We start from the raw sequence: 22,003 nt of genomic DNA on the forward strand, positions 1-22,003 counted from the left end.
CAAAGGGAAATTCCATTTGTATTGCATTAAATTAGTTTGAAATTTTATCTAAGATAAAAAGAATTCTTTTATCTACGGTATCTTTAGGAACTTCGATAAGTTCGTACCCGTATTTTTGATAGGTTTCGACTAAATGATTGTGAATTAATTTAGCTTGTTCAAAATTTTCATACCGTTCTTGGTCACTAATATAGATGTCTTCCCAAGGCGGTAAAATGAAAATTTTAGAGTAAATATGTTCTCTACAAGCTGCATCAAAAAAAGCAGGGTAGCTGTCGCCAATATAGTGCATATAGGCTAAAACATCAGGAATTCCTCGATCTATAAAAACAACATTATGTGGTTCTTGATGCGCATCGTGAAATTGTTTCTTTCTTCCTTCTAACAATAGTTCGCTAAAAAGAAGCGGGTTCTCTAAGAATAATTGTTCGATGCCTTGTTGTTGTGCTTCGGCAGTTACATGTCTAGAAATCTCAGGATAACAGCAATAACCATTACTAACTAATCCGTCAATAATAGTTGTTTTTCCTGTGCCAGGTCCTCCGATAATAACTACAATTTCTTTTTGCACTTTTTGTAAATAAGTCGCAAATTTACCTAAAGTAATTGGGATTTTAAAAATTAATCCAACCTATAATTGTCATTCGTTTCAAAAAATAACTTGAAATTCTAAAATCTAAAATCAATACCTTATATTTGCCTTTATTTTAAGCTTACTAATGGATCAAGAGAAAGAAAACAAAACAGCTGAATTTTACGAAAGATTAAAAGTAGAGTTGGATATGAGTAACACTTGGCCTGCTCTATATTTATTCAAATTTATCGTTCCTTCGGTTGCTGATAATGTAGAGCGTGTAGAAAATGCTTTTGATTGTATGGGTGCAGTGATTAAAACTACTAAATCTAAAACTGGTAAATTTACTAGTGTATCAGTAGATGTTCAAATGAAAGACGCTCAAGAAATAATTGATAAATACATCGAAGTTTCGGTAGTAGAAGGTATCGTTTCCTTATAAAATATGAATTCAAAATACACTAAAGAAAATGCGAATGATGTAGTGCATCACCTGGAATACAATGCCGAGCGATCGCATTTGATTATTCCAGAGTATGGACGCCATTTGCAAAAATTAATTGATCAGGCTACAGTAATTGAAGATGCTGAGGAGCGAAACAAAGCGGCTAAATACATTATTCAGGTAATGGGTACGTTGAATCCGCACTTGCGCGATGTGCCTGACTTTCAACATAAATTATGGGATCAGTTGTTCATTATGTCTGATTTTAAATTGGATGTGGTTTCTCCATATCCTATTCCTTCTCGTGAAGTATTGCAATTAAAACCAGATGTTTTACAATACCCACAAAATTTTCCCAAATACCGATATTACGGTAACAACATCAAATACATGATTGATGTAGCGAACAAATGGGAAGAAGGAGAAATGAAAAATGCATTGGTAAAAGTAATTGCCAATCATATGAAAAAATCCTACTTGAGTTGGAATAAAGACACTGTAAAAGATGATGTTATTTTTGAGCATCTTTACGAATTGTCAGATGGGAAATTAAATTTATTACAAAGTACCGAGGAGTTATTAAATACCACTGATTTATTGCGAACCAATAAACGAGTGTCTAATAAAATTTCGCCGGCAGGTCAGCCTAAGATTCAAGGTAATAAAAACAATAAACAGGGAAAACCAAAAACGTTTCAAAAAAATAAACAAAAATAAATGGGAATTTTCAAAATCGAAGGTGGCATTCGTCTAAAAGGAGAAATCACACCACAAGGAGCAAAAAACGAGGCATTACAAATACTTTGTGCTATTTTATTGACCCCAGAAAAAGTGACAATTAACAATGTGCCAGACATTATTGATATTAATAAACTGATTACTTTATTAGGTAATTTAGGGGTTAAGATTCAAAAAAACGGACCTAATTCGTATACTTTTCAAGCAGATGAGGTGAATGTAAATTACCTTGAAACAGAAGCTTTCAAAAAAGAAGGTGGAGCACTTCGAGGTTCTATTATGATTGTTGGACCACTTTTGGCTCGTTTTGGTAAAGGATATATTCCAAAACCAGGTGGAGATAAAATTGGACGTAGAAGATTAGATACTCACTTTGAAGGATTTATTAATTTAGGTGCTAAATTTAGATACAACAAAGAAGACCATTTTTACGGAGTAGAAACTCCAGCCGAAGGTTTACAAGGGGCACATATGTTATTAGATGAAGCTTCGGTAACTGGAACAGCTAATATTGTTATGGCAGCTGTTTTGGCTAAAGGAATCACGACTATTTATAATGCGGCATGCGAACCATATTTACAACAATTGTGTAAAATGTTGAACTCCATGGGAGCCAAAATCACAGGAGTTGGTTCTAACTTACTAACTATTGAAGGTGTAGAAAGTTTAGGTGGTTGTGAGCATAGAATTCTTCCTGACATGATTGAGATAGGAAGTTGGATTGGTTTGGCAGCGATGACCAAATCAGAAATTACAATTAAAGATGTAAGTTGGGATAATTTAGGTGTTATTCCCAATGTGTTTAGAAAATTAGGAATCACGTTAGAAAGACAGGGTGATGATATTTATATCCCATCTCATGTAGATGGATATGAAGTTAAAACGGATATTGATGGTTCGATATTAACTATTGCTGATGCACCTTGGCCAGGTTTTACACCCGATTTATTGAGTATTGTATTAGTAGTAGCTACGCAAGCCAAAGGAGATGTTTTAATTCATCAAAAAATGTTTGAAAGCCGTTTGTTCTTTGTGGACAAATTGATTGATATGGGGGCTAAAATTATGTTGTGTGATCCACATAGAGCAGTGGTTATTGGACATGATTTTAAATCACAATTAAAAGCTACTACGATGTCATCTCCAGATATTCGTGCAGGTATCTCTTTGTTGATTGCAGCGCTTTCGGCAAAAGGAACAAGTACAATTCAAAATATCGATCAAATTGACAGGGGTTATGAGCGCATTGATGAGCGTTTAAGAGCTATCGGTGCTAATATTGTTCGAGCATAAATCAAAATAAATCAAATAGTAAATATCGTTTAGAGTTTTTTATCATTTAAAATCTCTAAACGATTTTTTTATAAAACTTATACAATGCCAAAAGTAGCAGCGGCTATTAAAGCCACATATTTTAGTATTATTGGAAATGCCGCACTAGCTCTTATTAAAGCGTTAGCAGGTTTTTTTGGAAATTCTTATGCACTTATAGCAGATGCGATAGAATCTACTACTGATATTTTTGCCTCTTTTCTGGTTTTGTTTGGGATTAAATATTCTAACAAACCGGCGGATGAGAATCATCCCTATGGACATGGCAGAGCCGAACCTTTGATTACGTTCTTAGTAGTTGGTTTTTTGATTACTTCGGCTACCATTATTGCGTATGAAAGTATTCTAAATATTAGCACTCCACATGATTTGCCTAAATCGTGGACTTTATATGTTTTGGGAGCTATTATTATTTGGAAAGAATATTCCTTTCAAGTGGTTATGAAAAGGAGTAAAGAAACGAATAGTTCGTCTTTAAAGGCAGATGCATGGCACCACAGGAGTGATGCAATTACTTCAGTAGCTGCTTTTGTTGGGATTTCGATTGCGCTATTTTTAGGAAAAGGATATGAGGCTGCAGATGACTGGGCTGCTTTGTTTGCTTCAGGGTTTATTTTGTACAATAGTTTTCTCATTTTCAGACCTGCTTTGGGCGAAATTATGGATGAACATTTGTATGATGATTTGATCGATACAATTAGGCTAGTTGCAAAGAAAGTAGAAGGAATTATCGATACGGAGAAGTGTTTTATTCGCAAATCGGGTATGAAATACCATGTTGATTTACATGCTAGGGTGAAAGCCACTATTTCAGTAAAAGAGGGACATGATTTGGCTCATAAACTCAAGGACACTTTGAGAGCTGAAATTCCTGAATTGGGTCATGTTTTGATTCATATTGAACCGGATGATTCTCTATAAACCAATAAAGGCGTTGAAATTTTCAACGCCTTTATTGGTTTTAAGCATTTATAATTTCAGTCCAAATACAAGCCCATTAGTTTTTATACCATTTTCATAAGTACGAACGTAATCAATTCGGAATATCTTAAATTTTCCAAAGCCAAGACGGTCTAAGCCTATATTGAATTCATTGTATGGTTTTTTATTTGGAACTCCTAAAGCATGGTAACCCATTACTAATTGGGATTTTAATTTATTTAGTAATGGAATCTTATTCATTATAAATCCATTATCGTTGTATTCTGAATGCAATTGAAAATAACTAGTATTGGTACTATTGGAATAATAAGGCATCAATAGAAAAGCATCTAAATATTTTTCGCTTAATTCAATATGGGTTTGATTTCCATTAAAGTGTTTGTAATCAATAAAAGCAATGTTTTCGGCATTGAAAAATTTTCCTACATTGAAATTTACAGCCAACTCACCTTTGTTTTTCAACAGCATATTATAAGAAATTTTAGCCTCTACTTTGTCAAATTCGTATTTTTTTTCATTGGCCGCAAATCCTTTTTCATAATTTAAAAAAAGCGAAGGATATTTCTTGTTTTTTATATTGTATTTTCCGTCAGGTCTTGTAATGAATTTGTTACCAAAATTTATTGTGGCGTTCAAATTAAATGTAGTTAAATGGTGAGTTTCGAATCCTGGGTTTATATAATCATCAGGTGCTTGCGGATTGTTTGAGGTGTATGATTTGTCATTTTTAAGGAATGTATAATTAGAGGTGTTGAACAAAGGCTTTCTTTGTGAATAGTCTACTTTTCCTTCTAAATTTACCCCATTGGCAATGTTTTGACTGTATTGAACACCAAAGAACTCCTTATTATACAATTTCATATAATTGTCTTTGAAAAAGGTGGCGCTAATGTCATTAATAAAGCCCTTAATCGGTTCGTTTGCATTAAATTGGCTGACTTTTGTTCCTCCAAAAATAGCTAATTTAGCGTAATTTTGATTGTTAAATTGGTGTTTGTATTCAGCACTTACTCGTAAACGTTCATCTGAAAACCCATAATTAAATGTAGTTTTGATATTGGTTTTTTTGCCAAGATCATCATTCCAATTAGAAAAAGAAAAGCCCGAAGACAAACTTATGCCTTGCACCGTATTAAAATTGAGTGAGCTTAAATCAACTAGGCCATTATAGTGGAACGAATATTTTTGGTATGAGTTTTTATAGGTGTAGCCATTAATAACATTCATTAAATGAAATTTGTTTTTTTTTTCATCAATTGAATCCAAGTATTTTTTGGATTCTCTAACTGTTTCAATCGAATCTTTTTTAGAGTAATCTAAAACTTCTTCAGTTGTTAAAGGAATTGGACGAATAGTATTCCAAAATTGATTTTCTTTTTTATTAGCAGTAGTTTCAATACTTAAAATTTCATTTGTGAATGTGTTTTTATCAAATGAATCAAGAAAATTATAATTAGAAAATACGTGATTAAAGTTTGCAGTAAATTGTATTCCAAAAGCACCTGCTACTAAAGTTATGGATTGGTTACTTTTAGCCCATATTTTGTTAATTGAATTATAATCAAAATTTTGTTTTAGTTGAAAAAATTCGGTGAATTCATTATTCATTCGATACCCTTTGATTGTTAAATCAATAGCATAGATGGCCCAACTATCGTCAACAATATAAATATAGCCCTCAAATACGGGGTCTTTATCGCGTTTTGGAGTGACTTTAATTTTGTTAATCTGATGATTATTTTCGTCAAAAAAAGACCCTTCTAATTGGTATTTGTAATAATTAAAAGCATTGTTAGCAATTGGAGAAATTAGATTTGTTCCAATTTTAACCACATTATTATAAAAACTGTAGTTGCTTGACAATGCGGTGTTGTAGCTATACCCTTTATTATCTCCTGCTATTTTTGAAGCGATTATTTTTTCTTTAAAATGATCTGGTTTTTCAAATGAAATTTTTGAAACTGTTTCGGATAGATAGATAATTCCGCTACCGGTGGAATCTAGATAGGATAACATTTTATCTTCCATATCTACCTTCATTCCCATAATTTTTTTGGGTAAGTTTTTTATTTTAAAGATCCCTCTGGAATAAAAATCAGCAGTAAATCGATTGGTTTTTTCTGCGTTTTCTTTTTTTGAAGCAATGGCTTTTTTAATAATAGCTAATGCGGGATTTACTTTTGTATTAATAACTACTTCATTTAAGGCGAGATTTTCTTCAGCTAAAACTGCATTTAGCGTGTATGGGAATTCAGTAGTAGTTATTTTTTCTTTCTTAGTCTTATAGCCTAATGATTTAAAAATGAGAGTATGGTTATCTGTTTTTTTTACATTTAGTTCGTAAACCCCTTTCTCATTAGCTGTGGTGCTATTGTAGGTGTTCTCTTCAAAAACTATTGCATAAGGAATTGAGTTTCCTTTTTCATCAGAAATAGTTCCTTTGATTTGAGAAAAGCTCATAAAGGAGATTAAAAAAAGCAAGGGGGCGTAGCATTTTTTCATGGGTTTAATTTATATTTATTAGAATCTAACGCATCTGTTTTGCAAATATTGTTGGATTATAGATTGGATACAGTTTAAAATTTAAGTAAAAAGGACGTTTTTTAATTATATAAACGATTGTATCGCCAAATCATAACTTTTAAGACCAAATCCTAATATTACTCCTTTTGCATTCCCTGAAATATAGGATTGATGGCGGAATTCTTCTCTCCCAAAGGTGTTAGAAATATGTACTTCTATAACGGGGCTAGTTATTGCTTTGATAGCATCTCCAATACCAATAGAAGTGTGTGTGTATGCTCCTGCATTTAAAATGATCCCATTATAAGAAAAACCAACTTCCTGAATTTTCCCAATCAACTCTCCTTCGATATTACTTTGAAAATACTCGAATGTAATTGTTGGAAATTTAGCCTTTAAAATTTTGAAATAATCTTCAAAAGTTTGACTTCCATATACCTCAGGTTCACGTCTTCCTAAAAGATTTAAGTTGGGGCCGTTGATGATGCAAATTTTCATAATACTATATTTTTGTAAAAATAAAAAAACCGTTCCAATAAAAGAACGGTTGTTATAAAATAGTTGATTTCTTTTTAGAAGAAGAAACCTGCAGATACTTGTAGTACTGAATTTTTTGTTTTTGCATTGGTTGAAACTTCACTAAGTCCAACTACATAACGTCCTTGCAAAAAGATTCCTTTTGTAATTTTTATGCCTAAACCAGCCGCAGCTCCAAAATCAAATGATTTGGTATCGTTAATAGAAACATCATTTTTATTGCTTAATAAGAAGGAAGCTTGGGGTCCTAAATCTAAACTAAAAGTTTTGCTTAAATTGATTTTTGCTAATACTGGTATTGTAATATATCCTAGTTTGTTATTAAAGTCAGTTATTATACTTGAAGTACCTGCATAATATAGCATCATACCAGATTGTTTGTAATTGGCTCCTACAGTAGAGTATAATAATTCAGGTTGTATTGCTAAAGTATTTCCAAGCGGAAATTCAGCAACAAGACCAAAATGATAATTCGTAATGGCCTCTGATTTGTAGGTGGTGCTATTTACAGTAATATCGGTACCCGTTTGATTAGCATAATTAAAACCTCCTTTAATTCCGAATTTTACTATTTGTGCTTGAGTAGCTATCGAAGCAAGAAGAATAAGGCAGATTGTGATACGATTTTTTTTCATGATTTTTGTTTTAGTGTTGGGTTTAGTTGTAAAACATCAGTTTGGGATATTTATTATATGAAATATAATTCTAATTGCAAATGTAAGAATAATTTGTAGATAAAATAGAGGGTGATTTCTGTAGTTTGTCGGTTTTATATAACTGTTAACGAGTTTGTTATGGTGATTTTGTGTTCTGTAAGTAATTTTGTGCGTATAAATTTTAAATAGCAACATCATGAAAAAAATTATTCTAACACTGACAACAATCGTAACATCTGTTTTTTGTAATGCTCAAGATTCAAAAACTATGAGTGATGGAAGTCAAACGGCAGAAGGAAAATGGTTAATTGAAGCCAATACTAATTTTGGAACCCCAGTTGGTTCCAACACCAACTTTAGTTATGCTACAGAAAATGGGAATTCAATATATAATATAGGTGCAGAAGCAGGTTATTTTGTTATTGATGATTTGGCTGTGAAATTTGGATTAGGTTACGGAGGTATGAAAAATGATATAGTAGATACTAATGTTTTTTCCTATAAAATAGGAGTAAAATATTACATCGCAAGTCAATTTCCGGTTCAATTAGACTATTCAGGTGCTTCAATAAAAGATGCTTCTGAAAACCCATCGTATTTTGGAATTCAAGCGGGATATGCTTGGTTTTTAGGAGAAAATGTGAGTATTGAGCCGGGCATCCGATATAATGTAAGCTTGAATCAAAATTACGCCTCGTCAGATACTTTTCAGTTGAATTTAGGCTTTGCACTACATTTCTAAAACGATCCCCCAATATAATTGAAAACCACATCAATTGATGTGGTTTTTTTATGTCCAAAATTTCCGTTTCTTTGTTTAGTGAATTGGACAACATATATTAAAAATTACCAATCGTATTTGAAGATCGAAAGAGGATTGTCAAAGAACACCATCGAAAATTATTCTTTTGATGTGGATCGATTGTGTCTTTTTTTAGATCAAAATCAAATTCAAGTTTCCCCCGTTTCAATTACTGAAGAAACCATTCAGCAATTCATTTATAGTGTCTCAAAGCAAGTGAATCCTCGTTCCCAAGCTCGAATCATTTCAGGTTTAAAAAGTTTTTTTAATTATTTAGTTTTCGAGGATTATCGCTCTGACAATCCACTAGAATTAATTGAAACCCCCAAGGCGGGTCGTAAATTACCCGATACGCTTTCTGTGGAAGAAATAGATGCTTTAATCAACGCTATTGATTTGTCTTCTAATGAAGGAGAACGAAATCGGGCAATGCTAGAAACCTTATATGGTTGTGGACTTCGTGTGTCTGAATTGGTAAATTTGAAAATATCAGATTTGTTTTTTGAGGAAGGATTTGTAAAAATTACAGGTAAGGGAAATAAACAGCGTTTTGTTCCTATTGGCAATCTAACACAAAAATACATCCAGTTATACAAAGAGAATATCAGAAGTCACATATCTGTAAAAAAAGGATTTGAAGACACTTTGTTTTTGAATAGAAGAGGAGGTCAGTTGACTCGTGCTATGATTTTCACTATCATCAAAGATTTGGCTTCCAAAATCAATTGGAATAAGACTATTAGTCCGCATACGTTACGTCATTCGTTTGCAACACATTTATTGGAAAATGGCGCCGACTTGCGGTCAATTCAGTTGATGTTAGGACATGAATCGATTACAACTACTGAAATCTACGTTCATTTGGATAGAAAATTTCTTACTGAAGTCATGAATACCTTTCATCCGCGTAAGGATTAAATAAAAAAGTCCAAATTTCAATATTGAAATTTGGACTTCCTATTTTGAAATCAAGGTACTTTATTTAGCAATATTTACTGCTCTAGTTTCTCGAATTACAGTTACTTTAACCTGACCTGGATAGGTCATTTCAGTTTGAATTTTTTGTGAAATTTCGAATGATAAGTTAGATGCTTTATCATCAGAAACTTTCTCACTTTCTACAATCACACGTAATTCTCTACCCGCTTGGATGGCATAAGCACTTTTCACTCCGCCAAATCCGTAAGCTACTTCTTCTAAGTCTTTCAAACGTTGTATATAAGAATCCAATACTTGTCTTCTAGCTCCTGGTCTAGCTCCTGAAATAGCATCACACACTTGGATAATTGGAGATAACAATGATTTCATCTCAATCTCGTCGTGGTGCGCTCCAATAGCATTACAAACTTCTTCTTTCTCGCCGTATTTCTCAGCCCATTGCATACCTAATAAAGCGTGTGGTAAATCACTTTCAGTATCTGGAACTTTACCAATATCGTGTAATAAACCAGCTCTCTTCGCTAATTTTACATTCAATCCTAACTCAGCTGCCATGATTCCACAAAGCTTAGAAACTTCGCGCGAGTGTTGCAATAAGTTTTGTCCGTAAGACGAACGGTATTTCATTCTACCTACTACTTTAATCAATTCGGGGTGCAATCCGTGGATTCCTAAATCAATTACGGTACGCTTACCAACTTCAATGATTTCGTCATCAATTTGTTTAGCAGTTTTAGCAACTACCTCTTCAATACGCGCTGGGTGAATACGTCCATCAGTAACTAATTTGTGCAATGATAAACGCGCAATTTCTCTTCGAACAGGGTCAAAACAAGAAAGGATAATTGCCTCTGGTGTATCATCAACAATGATTTCAACTCCGGTTGCGGCTTCTAAAGCACGGATATTTCTTCCTTCACGACCAATGATTCTACCTTTTACATCATCCGATTCAATGTTGAATACAGAAACGCAATTCTCTACCGCTTCTTCTGTACCTACTCTCTGAATAGTATTGATGATGATTTTCTTTGCTTCTTGTTGTGCAGTCAATTTTGCCTCCTCAATCGTATCTTGAATCTGAGACATTGCTTGAGTTTTAGCTTCCGCTTTCAATCCCTCAATTAATTGGTCTTTAGCTTCTTCAGCAGACAATCCAGAAATAACTTCTAATTGTTGCAATTGGCTTTTATGCATTTTTTCTACTTCGGCTTGTTTCTTTTCTAGAATATCAAGTTTTGAAGTATATTCAACTGTTTTAGCCTCGTAATCGTCGTTTATTTTTTTGGCTTTAGCCAATTCGTTAGAGATTTGAGATTCTTTATCTCGAACTCTTTTTTCTACTTCAGCGACTTTTTTATCACGAGCCAAAATCACTTGTTCGTGCTCTGATTTTAATTCGATAAATTTTTCTTTCGCTTGAAGAATTTTATCTTTTTTGATGTTTTCGGCTTCAAAATTAGCGTCTTTTAAAATAGAAGCGGCTTCTTTTTTTGCGTTTTTGATGAGATTCGAAATGTTGCTTTTTTCAATGATTTTAGCGATTGTAAAACCAGCTGCAACACCTATAATTCCAGTAATGATAATTGTTACTATGTTGTCCATGTTAATTAAAAATTTATATATAAAAAAAGCCTACATTAGGTGCTTGTATAAACTCGAAAAGACAAGTTTTGAGCTAACTCACTGTTCAAGCTTCCTTACCGAAGTGAGGCGTGCTATAGTAGTGACGATTCGCTCATTCTAAATTGTTAGTGTTGAGTTTACCAAATTGAACTAATGTAGGCAGTATCTTAGTCTATGTTAAGAACGTATTATTTATTGAGATATTCGTCTAATACCGAATTGATTTTATTTAATCTTTCGATGGTTTCTACTCCATCAATTGCGTTATCGATTTGTTTTTGTTCTACCTGAGAAGCGAATTGTAAAGCACACATGGCTAATACATCTTGCTTGTCACGAACAGCATAATTTTCTTCAAATTGCTTAATCATGGTATCAATTTTTTTAGAAGCACTTCTTAGTCCTTCTTCTTGTGCCGGATCTACCGTTAAAGGATAAACTCGGTCTGCAATTGATATTTTTATTTTAAGCTTTTCGTCCATATCTTTTTAATCTGATAGCTGAGCTATGCAGTAATCAATCTCGCGAATTAATGAATTTATTTTAAGCTTAGTATCTCTTTTATTTTCTTCACTGCCAAGCAATGAGTTGGCTATTTTTAGAGCCTCATACTCTTTTTTCAAAGCATCAATCTCACGAGACTGATTGTGTATGATTGTTGTAGTATTGGTTAATTCGGTCTTTAAATCCTGATTGATTTTCTCTAAACTAGCCATTCTAGTGAAAAGTTTTTCAATCTTATTTTCAAGAGTATCAATTATTTCCGCAATTACACTCATTAGTATTCCAATTCATTACTTAATCTTACAAAGTTAGTATTCCTTTTTATTAATACAATATTTTATTTGCTTTTTTATTTAAAATTTAGTAAATTATTACTAAACAAAGGGTTAAGTTTTTTTTCGTTTCAATTCCAATTTTATTTCTGATTTTGTTTTTTTACCTTAGCAAAAATGTAATTCTATGCGATTCCTTCTTTTTTGTATTCTTTTTTGTAGTACACTATTGGCTCAAAATAATTTTCCGAAAGACTATTTTAGTCCGCCTTTGGATATACCAATGCAATTGTCTGGAAATTTTGGCGAATTACGTCCCAATCATTTTCATGCTGGATTTGATTTTAAGACCCAACAAAAGGAAGGTTTAAAAGTATATGCAGCGGCAGAGGGTTATGTGTCTAGAATTAAAATCTCCACTTTTGGTAACGGAAAAACCATTTATATTACCCATCCCAATGGCTATACTTCAGTGTATGCTCATTTGCAAAAAGCAGTAGGTGCTATTCAAGATTTTATTATTGAATCACATTATAAAGAACAGGCTTTTGAAATTGAAATGTATTTAAAACCAGGAGAAATTCCTATAAAAAAAGGAGAGTGGATTGCTATTTCAGGAAATACAGGAGCTTCAGAAGGACCTCATTTGCATTTTGAGATTCGTGATTCAAAAACGGAATACATCATTAATCCAATGCTTTTTGGTTTTGATTCAGGATTTAAGGATACTAAAAAACCTTCGCTTTCAGGCTTGTATGTATATCCTTTGACTACAAAAACGACGGTAAATAAATCGCAACGACCTATTTTGTTAAATTATTCGTTACAAAAAGACGGTACTTTTTTGGCGGATAAAGTAGTAGCGAATGGTGCGATTGGTTTCGGAATTATTGCAGATGATTACGATGATGTTTCGTTCAATAAAAATGGAGTGTATAGCGTTACTTCATTTTTGAATGGCCAACCTAGTTTTGGTTACCAATTTGACACTTATTCTTTTGACGACATGCGTTATGTAAATGCTTTAATTGATTATTCGAGATATAAGAAAACCCAACAGAGAGTTCAGAAACTATTCATGAAAAACAAGTATGGTTTGCCTTTTATCAAAACAGATGAAGCAAAAGGACAAATCACTCCAATGCTTAATTTGGATGCATTGTATCGTATAGAAGTGGCTGATTTTTTTGGAAATACATCAATTGTGTCTGTGCCTGTTCAATATGACTCCACTCCAATAGTTGTTCCAGCAGAACCCATTGTTTCTAAGTATTTTATTAAGGCCAATAAGGACAACATTTTTGAAAAAGAAAATGTCGCTGTGTTTTTTCCATCAGGAACCTTTTACGATGACTTTGCGTTAAATTTTGATGTAAAAAATAAGGTGTTGTACTTACACGACGATACCGTTCCAGCTCATACTAATTTTACGATTTCAATAATCGATAGTCAATTTTCAAAAGAACAGCGTGAAAAAATGTTTATTGGAAGGTTAGATGGAGACCAAATAAGTTATAATTCTACTTATAAAAAAGACAGTGTTTTTAGTGTTAAAGTAAAGACTTTAGGAAAATATAAATTAGTGAGCGATACGATTGCCCCTAAAGTTAGTATTCTAAAACCTATCGAAGGGAAATGGGTGAGTGATGATCTTGTTCAGTTTCAAATTTCGGATGTCAGTTCAGGAATTAAATCCTATAATGGGTATTTAAATGGTAAATGGGTTTTGTTTGAGTACGATAATAAGACCAATAAAATTACGCATATATTCAATGATGAGCAGTTATTAGAAGGAGCTAACGAGTTGAAGGTAATTGTAATTGATAATGTAGGGAATTCTACTACCTTTGAAACTCGATTTTTTCGAAGTCTAAAAAAATAAAAAAAAAGCGCTTGAAAAGTATTCCAACATTTCTCTCTATTCTTCTGTTTTTCGGAATTGGATTTTCGACTTTGGCTCAAAATGCCAAGTTAAGAGGAGTCGTTTTGGACGAAAATAAACAAGCCGTAGACAATGTTTCTATTACTTCAGGGACAGCTCGAACTCAATCCAATTCGAATGGGTTTTACGAACTAACAATTCCTGCCAACAAAAAAGCAACTATTGTTTTTACCCATATTGCTTTGAAGACTTCGGTAATTGTATTGTTTTTGCAACCGAATGAAGTTTTCGAATTCAATCCAGTACTGAATAATCGAATGGAGCAAATGGGAGAAGTAATTGTAACAGCTAATAATACCAAACGAATTCAAGGTATTACAACTATTTCTCCTGAAGTCTTGCGAAAAATACCTGGGGCAAATGCTGGTGTCGAAACTATTTTAAAAACCTTCGCTGGAGTCAATTCGAATAATGAATTAAGTACTCAATACGCTGTTCGTGGGGGGAATTATGATGAGAATTTGGTGTATGTCAATGAAATTGAAGTCTATCGTCCCTTTTTAATTCGTTCAGGTCAGCAAGAAGGCTTGAGTTTTACCAATACGGATTTGGTTCAAAATATCGATTTTTCAGTAGGAGGATTCCAAGCTAAATATGGAGATAAATTATCTTCGGTTTTGGATATTACGTATCGTAAACCAACTGCTTTTGGAGCTAATTTCGAAGCTAGTTTTTTAGGTGGAAGCGCCTCGATTGATGCGGTTTCTAAAAACAAAAAATGGTCTGCCATTACAGGGGTGCGTTATCGGAATAATAGTCTTTTGGTAAAAAGCCAAGAAACGCAAACGAATTACACTCCTAGCTTTGCCGATATTCAAACGAATGTCAATTATCAGGCTTCCGCCAAATGGCAATGGAGTTTTTTAGGAAACATATCAAAAAATAAGTACCAATTCCAACCCTTGACGCGTCAAACTAATTTTGGAACTTTAGATCAGCCCATGGCTTTATTAGTGTATTATGACGGACAAGAAAAAGACCAGTACGATACTTATTTTGGGGCTATAAAAACAACCTTTAAGCCAACCGAAAATTTTAATTTAAAATTCATTGGTTCGGTTTATCATACTACCGAACAAGAATATTTTGATGTTTTGGCACAATATCGTTTGGGTGAAGTAGATGCTAATGTAGCTTCTGAAACCTATGGTAAAGTAAATTATTCTCGCGGGATTGGTTCGCAATTAAATCACGCCCGAAATAATTTAGATGCTTTAATTGCCAACATCGAATTGAAAGGTTTTCACGATTGGAAGAAAAGCCAATTGGATTGGGGTGTAAAATATACTCGCGAATCAATACGTGATCGAGTAGTGGAGTGGGAGGTAATTGATTCAGCCGGTTTTTCTATCCCTCCGCCTATTGTTTTACCTCAAAAAGACGAACCTAATTTGGTTTATACCGGTCCACTTGTTCCGTATCAAAATGTTAGAGCGACTAATTATACTACCATTAATAGATTTTCGGGCTTTGCCCAATGGAACTCTAAAGGAACAATTGGAGCCTATAAGGTTTGGTATAACGCAGGGTTGCGTTTCCATAATTGGGAAGTTTCAGGTGCTAATGAACTAGGAAAATCACAATTAGTTTGGAGTCCGCGCGCTCAAATTTCCATTCAGCCCGATTGGAAAAAAGATATGGTGTTTCGATTGTCAGGAGGGATATATTACCAACCTCCTTTTTACAGAGAATTGCGAGCTGCAGATGGAGATGTGCAACCGAATGTCAAAGCGCAACAATCGATTCATTTGGTTCTTGGGAATGATTATAATTTTAAAATGTGGAATCGACCATTCAAATTGGTTTCAGAACTCTATTACAAATCCATGTCGGATGTAAATACGTATACGATTGACAATGTCCGAATTCGGTATGTAGCCAATAATTTGGCGAAAGCCTATGCGCAGGGATTTGACCTTCGATTGAATGGCGAATTTGTACCTGGAACCGAATCGTGGTTTAGTTTTGGGTATTTAAAGACTGAAGAAAATACCAGTGATAAAGGTTTTATTGCTCGACCTACAGACCAACTATTGAAGTTTGGCTTATTGTTCCAAGATTATATGCCCAATATTCCGAGTATGAAAGTCTATTTGAATTTAGTGTATAATACAGGATTGCCTGGTGGTTCGCCATCGTATGCTGATCCGTATTTATACCAAAACAGACTACGTGATTATCGCCGTGCCGATGTTGGTTTTTCTAAAATTTTGATTGATAACAAAACAGACTCTTTCAAGAAAAATTGGTTAGGAAATTGTAAAGAATTGGCTGTAGGTTTTGAAATTTTTAATCTTTTTAACAATCAAAATGCAATTACGAATACTTGGGTTCGCGATTTATATTCTAAAAATCAATATGCTATCCCGAATTATATGACTACGCGCGTGTTCAATATCAAATTGACGGCTAAATTGTAAGCTAAATCAGAATATCGCTTTCTAAATCTGATTTTTCAATTTCAATATCAAAACCTAATTTGGATACCAATTCGATAACTAAGTTTTTATACCAGTTTTCTGATTTGGGGTGAATGTAGATTTTATCAATTAATTGGCTGATATCTACATTGATTTTAATACCATCATTAATGTGGATTTTAGTTTCTGAAGTGTCGGATATAATACGGACTTCGCGTTCGTATTGAAAGCTTTTTCGTTTGAACAAGAATGGGAAAAACATATCGTCAAACGGAATGTATTCTTTCTTGTAATCGATATAATTCACTTGTCCGATGTATTGCTTTAAGTTTTTTTCGGGTTCCAACGCTTTTTGCAGTCGTCCAATGGTGGATTGGATAGCCAATCCTTCACTGTTTTGGGTGAAAATTTGCCACATAGCAAACGATTCGTATTCGTTGATGTGCCAACTGCTGATAGCTACTTTTTCGCGATGGGTTTTGTAGTAATCAAGAAAGTCAGGATTATTAATCGCTAACTTTTTAATCTCTTCGTAGGTAGGTTCGCTAAAAGTACCTTCGTATTGATCTTCAAACTTATCCGATCGCGACATGAATAATTTGCGAGATAGCAGTAAATCCAAAAATTTAGACAAATCCAAATACTTCCAAACAATAGTGTCTGGATCTTCAGGGAGTTTGATATTTGGATTATTAAGATACATAATTATTCTAGCGACTGCATACTTACAAGTTTATTATATGTTCCGTTCAATGCAATTAGTTCTTCGTGGGTTCCTTGCTCTACAATTCTTCCCTTTTGCATGACTATAATTTTATTTGCTTTTTGAATGGTAGAAAGACGGTGTGCAATTACAATCGAAGTTCGGTTTTGCATCATATTTTCTAAGGCAACTTGCACAAATTTTTCACTTTCAGTATCCAATGCTGAAGTAGCTTCGTCCAAAATCATAATCGGTGGGTTTTTCAAAACAGCACGCGCAATTGAAAGGCGTTGTTTTTGTCCCCCAGATAATTTATTACCACTGTCACCAATATTGGTATGAATACCATTGGGTAACTCTTTTACAAATTCATACGCATTGGCAATTTTTAGCGCCTCAACAATTTCTTCATCGGTAGCATCTTCTTTTCCTAAAGCAATGTTTGCTTTAATAGTGTCGTTGAACAAAATACTATCTTGAGTCACTAAACCGATTAATCCACGGAGTGAATGTAAATTGAATTTTTTAATGTCAATTCCGTCAATTTTAATAGTCCCCTCGTTAACATCATAAAAACGAGTTAATAAATTAGCAATCGTACTTTTTCCACTACCAGATTGTCCTACTAATGCAACGGTTTGTCCTTTGACTACTTCTAACGAAAAATCTTTCAAGACATTTTCGTCTTCGTATTTGAAGTTGATATTCGAAATTTCAATTTTCGATTCAAAATGCTCTTTGATCACCGCCTCATCGTGATTGGTAATGGTATTCTCAATTTCGAGTACTTCAAAAACACGTTCGGCAGCTGCTAATCCATTTTTTACAGCATAAGAGGCTTTAGAGATGTTTTTTGCAGGGGTTAGAATGTTGTAAGACAATAACATATAAACCAAAAATAACGAGCCTTCCAATGTTTTGTCAACCAACACCAAGTTACCTCCGTACCATAATAAAGTGGCAATGGTAACAATTCCCATGAATTCACTCATAGGAGAAGCTAAATTGTTCTTGTTTCCAATACTATTGCTTAATTTTAATAGTCTATCAATTGAATCGTTGAATCGTTTTTTAAATTGATTTTCGGCATTATAACTTTTAACCACTTTGAGTCCGCCCAAACTTTCTTCTACTAACGAAATGAAATAACCACTTTCTTGTTGCGCACGAGTTGATTTAGATTTTAAGCTTTTTCCAATTTTTGAGATAATAAATCCAGAAACGGGAATAAATACAAACACAAATAGCGTCAGATTCACACTAATGTTGAGCATGGCAATGATGGTAAACACAATCGTCAAAGGTTCTTTTACAATTAATTCTAAAATTGAAAAGAAAGAGTTTTGAACTTCGTTAACATCGCCAAGCATTCGTGCCATAATATCTCCTTTTCTTTTTTCAGAATAGTAGGAGATGGGCAAGTCAATGATCTTGTAATACATCTTTTGTCTTAAGTCACGCAACACACCGTTTTTTAAGTGTGTGATGTGGTAGGAAGCCAAATAATTGAATAAATTTTTCAATAAAAAAGTTACAATGACCAAAATGACAGCTAACAATAAAGCAAATTGCGGCCCTTGTTTTTGGTTCAAATCGGATATGGTAAAAAACAACCAATCCTTACCATACTGGCCTATATCTTGAATCCCGGTATAAGTAGGCGCTTTAATAACAGTGGTACTTTTTTTAAATAGTACTTCCAATAATGGAAACATCGTTATCATGGAAAGCGTGCTGAATAAAGCATACAAAATGTTATAAATCACATTCCAAATGATGTGTGATTTATAGGGTTTGGTGTAGGGGATAAGTTTGGTTAGATTTTGATCCATTTAGTTCAAATGCATTGCTGCGATTATGTTTTTAATTTTCTGATCTAATTCAGCTTCAACAGTTTTGAAATTCTCCACTTTGTCCAAAGTGGTGTTGACACTAAAATAGAATTTTATTTTTGGCTCCGTTCCACTTGGACGCGCGCAAATTTTGGAACCATCTTCTAAATAGTAAATTAATACATTCGATTTCGGAATAGTAATAGGCTCGATTTCATTAGTAATTCGATTCAATGAAGTCGAATTTTCATAATCATCAATACATACCACACGTTGCCCATTGATTTCGTCCACTGGGTTTTCACGAAGGTCAATCATCATTTGATTGATTTCTGCTAATCCGTCAATACCTTTTTTAGTTAACGAAATCAGATGTTCTTTGTAGCAACCAAAATCAACATACAAATTCAATAACTCTTGGTATAAGGTGCTTCCTGAGGCTTTCGCCAAAGCGGCAATTTCGCAAACTAAAAGCGAAGCTCCAACAGCATCTTTATCACGTACGGCATCGCCTACCATGAAACCAAAACTTTCTTCTCCACCACCAATGAATTTTTGGTTCGGAAAATCTTTAATCATTTTGGCAATCCATTTGAAACCAGTCAATCCAATTTTACATTCTATTCCGTATGCTGATGCCAATTCGAACATCATTGGAGTCGATACAATTGTTGAACCTACGAATTCAGTTCCAGTAATTTTATCGGCACGTTTCCATTGTTCTAATAGAAATGCGGTCATGATAATCATCGTTTGATTACCATTCAATAAAGTCATTTTACCTTCAGTATTTCTCACGGCTACACCCAAACGATCTGAATCAGGGTCGGTACCAATAACAATATCGGCTTGCGTAGCTTCTGCTAATTTCATTGCCATAGTCAACGCTTCAGGCTCTTCAGGATTAGGAGATTTTACCGTTGGAAAATTTCCATTAGGTTCTGCTTGTTCTTTAACTATGTTTACTTGAGTGTATCCCGCTTGCGCCAAAACGGTTGGAATCGATTTGATCGAAGTACCGTGTAGCGATGTGTACACAATTTTTAGATTTTCTTTTGCAGCTGCAGGCGTAGTTTTAAAACTAGCATTCTCAATAGTTGATTGATGAAAGGCTGCATCCACTTCCTCATCTATATATTGAATTAAATCAGCATTGGCTTCAAATTTGATTTCGTCATAATTCAATGCTTCTATCAACTGAATAATTTCGCCATCTTGCGGTGGAACTAATTGCCCTCCGTCTTGCCAATACACTTTGTACCCGTTGTATTCAGGTGGATTATGAGAAGCAGTTAATACAATTCCTGCGTGACATTTCAAGTGTTTTACAGTAAATGATAATTCAGGAGTAGTTCGTAATTCTGAAAATAAGAATACCTGAATTCCATTGGCAGAAAACACATCAGCAACAACTTTGGCTAAAGTATCGCTATTGTGTCGACAATCGTAAGCAATAGCTACGCGTAATTTTTCGTTAGGAAATACTTTTTTCAAATAGTTGGATAAACCTTGGGTGTTCTTTCCTAGAGTATATTTGTTGATGCGGTTAGTACCTACACCCATAACACCACGCATTCCACCAGTTCCAAATTCTAAATTCTTATAAAAACTTTCTTCTAACTCTTTCGGAGCTGAAGTCATCATTTCTTTAATTGTATTTTGTGTTTCAGAGTCAAAATTTGGCGAAAGCCATTCGTTTACTTTGTCTAAAATAGTTTGTTTGATTTCCATATCGTTTATTATTTGGTATAACCAATCTTTTTTCGTTCTTGTTGCATTTGATGTTGTTGTTTAGAATCCATCAAATGATTCAGTGCTTTATAAATATCAGGAAATTGTTGCTCAATTTCCGTTACTCTTTTAGTTAGTTCCTCATACGTCAGCGCAAATTTCCGAAGTGAAACAAAACTTCGCATGATGGCAATGTTAATTTCAATAGCTCTTTCGTTATTCAATACACTTGAAAGCATTGCTACGCCTTGTTCTGTAAAAGCGAAGGGTAAATATTTTGAATGCTGCCCTCTTCCAGTTTTTAAGGTCACAATTTGTGATCTTAAAGTTGTCCACTCTTCTTCGGTCAATTCAAACATGAAATCTTCAGGAAACCTATTGATATTCCTGCGTACCGCTTGTTTCAATATTCTTGTTTCCGTTTCGTACAATTCGGCTAAATCAAAATCGAGTAGTACTTTGTGACCTCTAATTTCGATAATTTTTTGGGTAATGATTTGGGATTTGGGCATGTTGTAATCTTATAAAAAATTGAGTTCACTTGCGACTTTATACCGTCCTTCATTGCTTTTGGTTCGTAAAATAATTTCACCTAAAAAACCTGCTAAGAATAATTGTGTACCAATAATCATAGTGGTCAATGCAATATAGAACAACGGATTTTCAGTTACTAACATAGGGTGAAAACCAGCATACAATCGGTATAATTTAATACCGATAATTAATCCTGTAGAGACAAACCCAATAATGAACATCAAGACGCCTGCGGCTCCAAAAAAGTGCATCGGGCGTTTTCCATAACGAGATAAAAACCAAATCGTAATTAAATCCAAGAACCCATTGATGAAGCGGCTCATCCCAAATTTAGATTCCCCGTATTTTCTAGCTTGGTGTTGGACTACTTTTTCGCCAATTTTATTGAAGCCAGCATTTTTTGCTAAAACAGGAATGTAGCGGTGCATTTCTCCCGAAACTTCAACATTTTTCACCACTACGTTTTTGTAGGCTTTTAGTCCGCAGTTAAAGTCATTCAAATAAACCCCAGATGTTTTTCTAGCTGCCCAGTTGAACAATTTGGATGGTAGGTTTTTAGCCATGACCGAGTCGTAGCGTTTCTTTTTCCAACCCGAAACCAAATCAAAATTACCATTGGTAATCATATCATACAATCCAGGAATTTCTTCAGGGCTATCTTGTAAATCAGCATCCATAGTGATAATTACATCGCCTTGGGCTTTAGCAAAGCCAGCATGTAAGGCTTGTGACTTACCAAAGTTTTTCATGAAACGAATTCCTTTTACATGAGGATTTTCGTGTGCGAATTTTTCGATGCAATGCCAAGAGCTATCCGTACTACCATCGTCTAGGAAGATAATTTCGTACGTATAATTATGAGTTTGCATCACTTTGATAATCCAAGCGTACAATTCGTTCAGCGATTCCTCTTCGTTAAGAAGTGGTATAAGTATGGATAGATTCATTTAC

Annotated in this window: 20 protein-coding genes; 8 read left to right on the forward strand and 12 right to left on the reverse strand. The window is 34.0% G+C overall.

Translation table 11 applies throughout. From position 1 onward, the window contains the following. Positions 1–31 precede the first annotated feature (31 nt). Entirely contained in the window at positions 32–571 is a 540-nt protein-coding gene (locus RMR09_RS09550; protein ID WP_310595571.1) for an ATP-binding protein, read from the reverse strand. A 148-nt stretch (positions 572–719) separates the two neighbouring features. On the opposite strand from RMR09_RS09550, the gene RMR09_RS09555 reads away from it, so the two are divergent. The 4 genes from RMR09_RS09555 to RMR09_RS09570 all read left to right on the forward strand — a co-directional run bounded on the left by RMR09_RS09555 (position 720) and on the right by RMR09_RS09570 (position 4,010). Next, positions 720–1,016, forward strand: coding sequence for a DUF493 domain-containing protein (locus tag RMR09_RS09555; RefSeq protein WP_310595572.1), 297 nt, complete (start codon positions 720–722; stop codon positions 1,014–1,016). 3 nt (positions 1,017–1,019) lie between these two features. Beyond that, complete coding sequence (locus RMR09_RS09560) at positions 1,020–1,736, forward strand: DUF4290 domain-containing protein (protein WP_310595573.1); 717 nt, start codon at positions 1,020–1,022, stop codon at positions 1,734–1,736. Next, positions 1,737–3,050, forward strand: coding sequence for a UDP-N-acetylglucosamine 1-carboxyvinyltransferase (gene murA / locus RMR09_RS09565; RefSeq protein WP_310595574.1), 1,314 nt, complete (start codon positions 1,737–1,739; stop codon positions 3,048–3,050). It abuts the gene before it with no gap. Positions 3,051–3,134: 84 nt separating this feature from the next. Then, the gene (locus tag RMR09_RS09570) at positions 3,135–4,010 is read left to right on the forward strand and encodes a cation diffusion facilitator family transporter (RefSeq protein WP_310595575.1); all 876 of its coding nucleotides are present in this window, start codon (positions 3,135–3,137) and stop codon (positions 4,008–4,010) included. Between the two features lie 48 nt (positions 4,011–4,058). On the opposite strand, the gene RMR09_RS09575 is transcribed toward RMR09_RS09570, so the two are convergent. The 3 genes from RMR09_RS09575 to RMR09_RS09585 form a co-directional block, all read right to left on the reverse strand. Further along, a complete protein-coding gene (locus RMR09_RS09575; protein WP_310595576.1) occupies positions 4,059–6,491 on the reverse strand; it encodes a DUF5686 family protein in 2,433 nt (810 codons plus the stop codon). Between the two features lie 147 nt (positions 6,492–6,638). Next, positions 6,639–7,052 (reverse strand): type II 3-dehydroquinate dehydratase, encoded by a 414-nt coding sequence (gene aroQ / locus RMR09_RS09580; RefSeq protein WP_310595577.1) that lies wholly within the window; start codon positions 7,050–7,052, stop codon positions 6,639–6,641. A 74-nt stretch (positions 7,053–7,126) separates the two neighbouring features. Next, on the reverse strand, positions 7,127–7,726 hold the full coding sequence (locus RMR09_RS09585) for a porin family protein (RefSeq protein ID WP_310595578.1): 600 nt from the start codon (positions 7,724–7,726) through the stop codon (positions 7,127–7,129). Positions 7,727–7,943: 217 nt separating this feature from the next. Here RMR09_RS09585 and RMR09_RS09590 point away from each other — a divergent pair, with 217 nt between their 5' ends. Continuing rightward, positions 7,944–8,489 (forward strand): outer membrane beta-barrel protein, encoded by a 546-nt coding sequence (locus RMR09_RS09590; protein WP_310595579.1) that lies wholly within the window; start codon positions 7,944–7,946, stop codon positions 8,487–8,489. A gap of 78 nt (positions 8,490–8,567) precedes the next feature. Continuing rightward, positions 8,568–9,467, forward strand: a complete 900-nt coding sequence (gene xerD / locus RMR09_RS09595; RefSeq protein ID WP_310595651.1) for a site-specific tyrosine recombinase XerD — start codon at positions 8,568–8,570, stop codon at positions 9,465–9,467. A 60-nt stretch (positions 9,468–9,527) separates the two neighbouring features. On the opposite strand, the gene rny is transcribed toward xerD, so the two are convergent. The 3 genes from rny to RMR09_RS09610 all read right to left on the reverse strand — a co-directional run bounded on the left by rny (position 9,528) and on the right by RMR09_RS09610 (position 11,893). Further along, complete coding sequence (rny, locus tag RMR09_RS09600; protein WP_310595580.1) at positions 9,528–11,093, reverse strand: ribonuclease Y; 1,566 nt, start codon at positions 11,091–11,093, stop codon at positions 9,528–9,530. Positions 11,094–11,302: 209 nt separating this feature from the next. Beyond that, the gene (locus tag RMR09_RS09605; protein ID WP_310595581.1) at positions 11,303–11,596 is read right to left on the reverse strand and encodes a cell division protein ZapA; all 294 of its coding nucleotides are present in this window, start codon (positions 11,594–11,596) and stop codon (positions 11,303–11,305) included. A gap of 6 nt (positions 11,597–11,602) precedes the next feature. After that, complete coding sequence (locus RMR09_RS09610; RefSeq protein WP_310595582.1) at positions 11,603–11,893, reverse strand: hypothetical protein; 291 nt, start codon at positions 11,891–11,893, stop codon at positions 11,603–11,605. Between the two features lie 184 nt (positions 11,894–12,077). On the opposite strand from RMR09_RS09610, the gene RMR09_RS09615 reads away from it, so the two are divergent. Next, positions 12,078–13,772: a M23 family metallopeptidase gene (locus RMR09_RS09615; RefSeq protein ID WP_310595583.1), complete on the forward strand. Its 1,695-nt coding sequence runs from the start codon at positions 12,078–12,080 to the stop codon at positions 13,770–13,772. A 20-nt stretch (positions 13,773–13,792) separates the two neighbouring features. Beyond that, entirely contained in the window at positions 13,793–16,252 is a 2,460-nt protein-coding gene (locus tag RMR09_RS09620; RefSeq protein WP_310595652.1) for a TonB-dependent receptor plug domain-containing protein, read from the forward strand. Between the two features lies 1 nt (position 16,253). On the opposite strand, the gene RMR09_RS09625 is transcribed toward RMR09_RS09620, so the two are convergent. The 5 genes from RMR09_RS09625 to RMR09_RS09645 are packed head-to-tail and all read right to left on the reverse strand — an operon-like array spanning position 16,254 to position 21,999. Further along, complete coding sequence (locus tag RMR09_RS09625; protein ID WP_310595584.1) at positions 16,254–16,955, reverse strand: hypothetical protein; 702 nt, start codon at positions 16,953–16,955, stop codon at positions 16,254–16,256. 2 nt (positions 16,956–16,957) lie between these two features. Continuing rightward, positions 16,958–18,787 carry an ABC transporter ATP-binding protein gene (locus tag RMR09_RS09630; RefSeq protein ID WP_310595585.1) on the reverse strand — a complete coding sequence of 610 codons (1,830 nt, stop codon included), beginning with the start codon at positions 18,785–18,787 and terminating at the stop codon, positions 16,958–16,960. Further along, positions 18,788–20,518: a phospho-sugar mutase gene (locus RMR09_RS09635; RefSeq protein ID WP_310595586.1), complete on the reverse strand. Its 1,731-nt coding sequence runs from the start codon at positions 20,516–20,518 to the stop codon at positions 18,788–18,790. Positions 20,519–20,526: 8 nt separating this feature from the next. Next, complete coding sequence (locus RMR09_RS09640) at positions 20,527–21,030, reverse strand: ORF6N domain-containing protein (RefSeq protein ID WP_310595587.1); 504 nt, start codon at positions 21,028–21,030, stop codon at positions 20,527–20,529. Positions 21,031–21,039: 9 nt separating this feature from the next. Beyond that, positions 21,040–21,999 carry a glycosyltransferase family 2 protein gene (locus tag RMR09_RS09645; RefSeq protein WP_310595588.1) on the reverse strand — a complete coding sequence of 320 codons (960 nt, stop codon included), beginning with the start codon at positions 21,997–21,999 and terminating at the stop codon, positions 21,040–21,042. Positions 22,000–22,003 lie beyond the last annotated feature (4 nt).

The organism is Flavobacterium sp., assembly GCF_031537875.1.
Lineage (GTDB): Bacteria > Bacteroidota > Bacteroidia > Flavobacteriales > Flavobacteriaceae > Flavobacterium.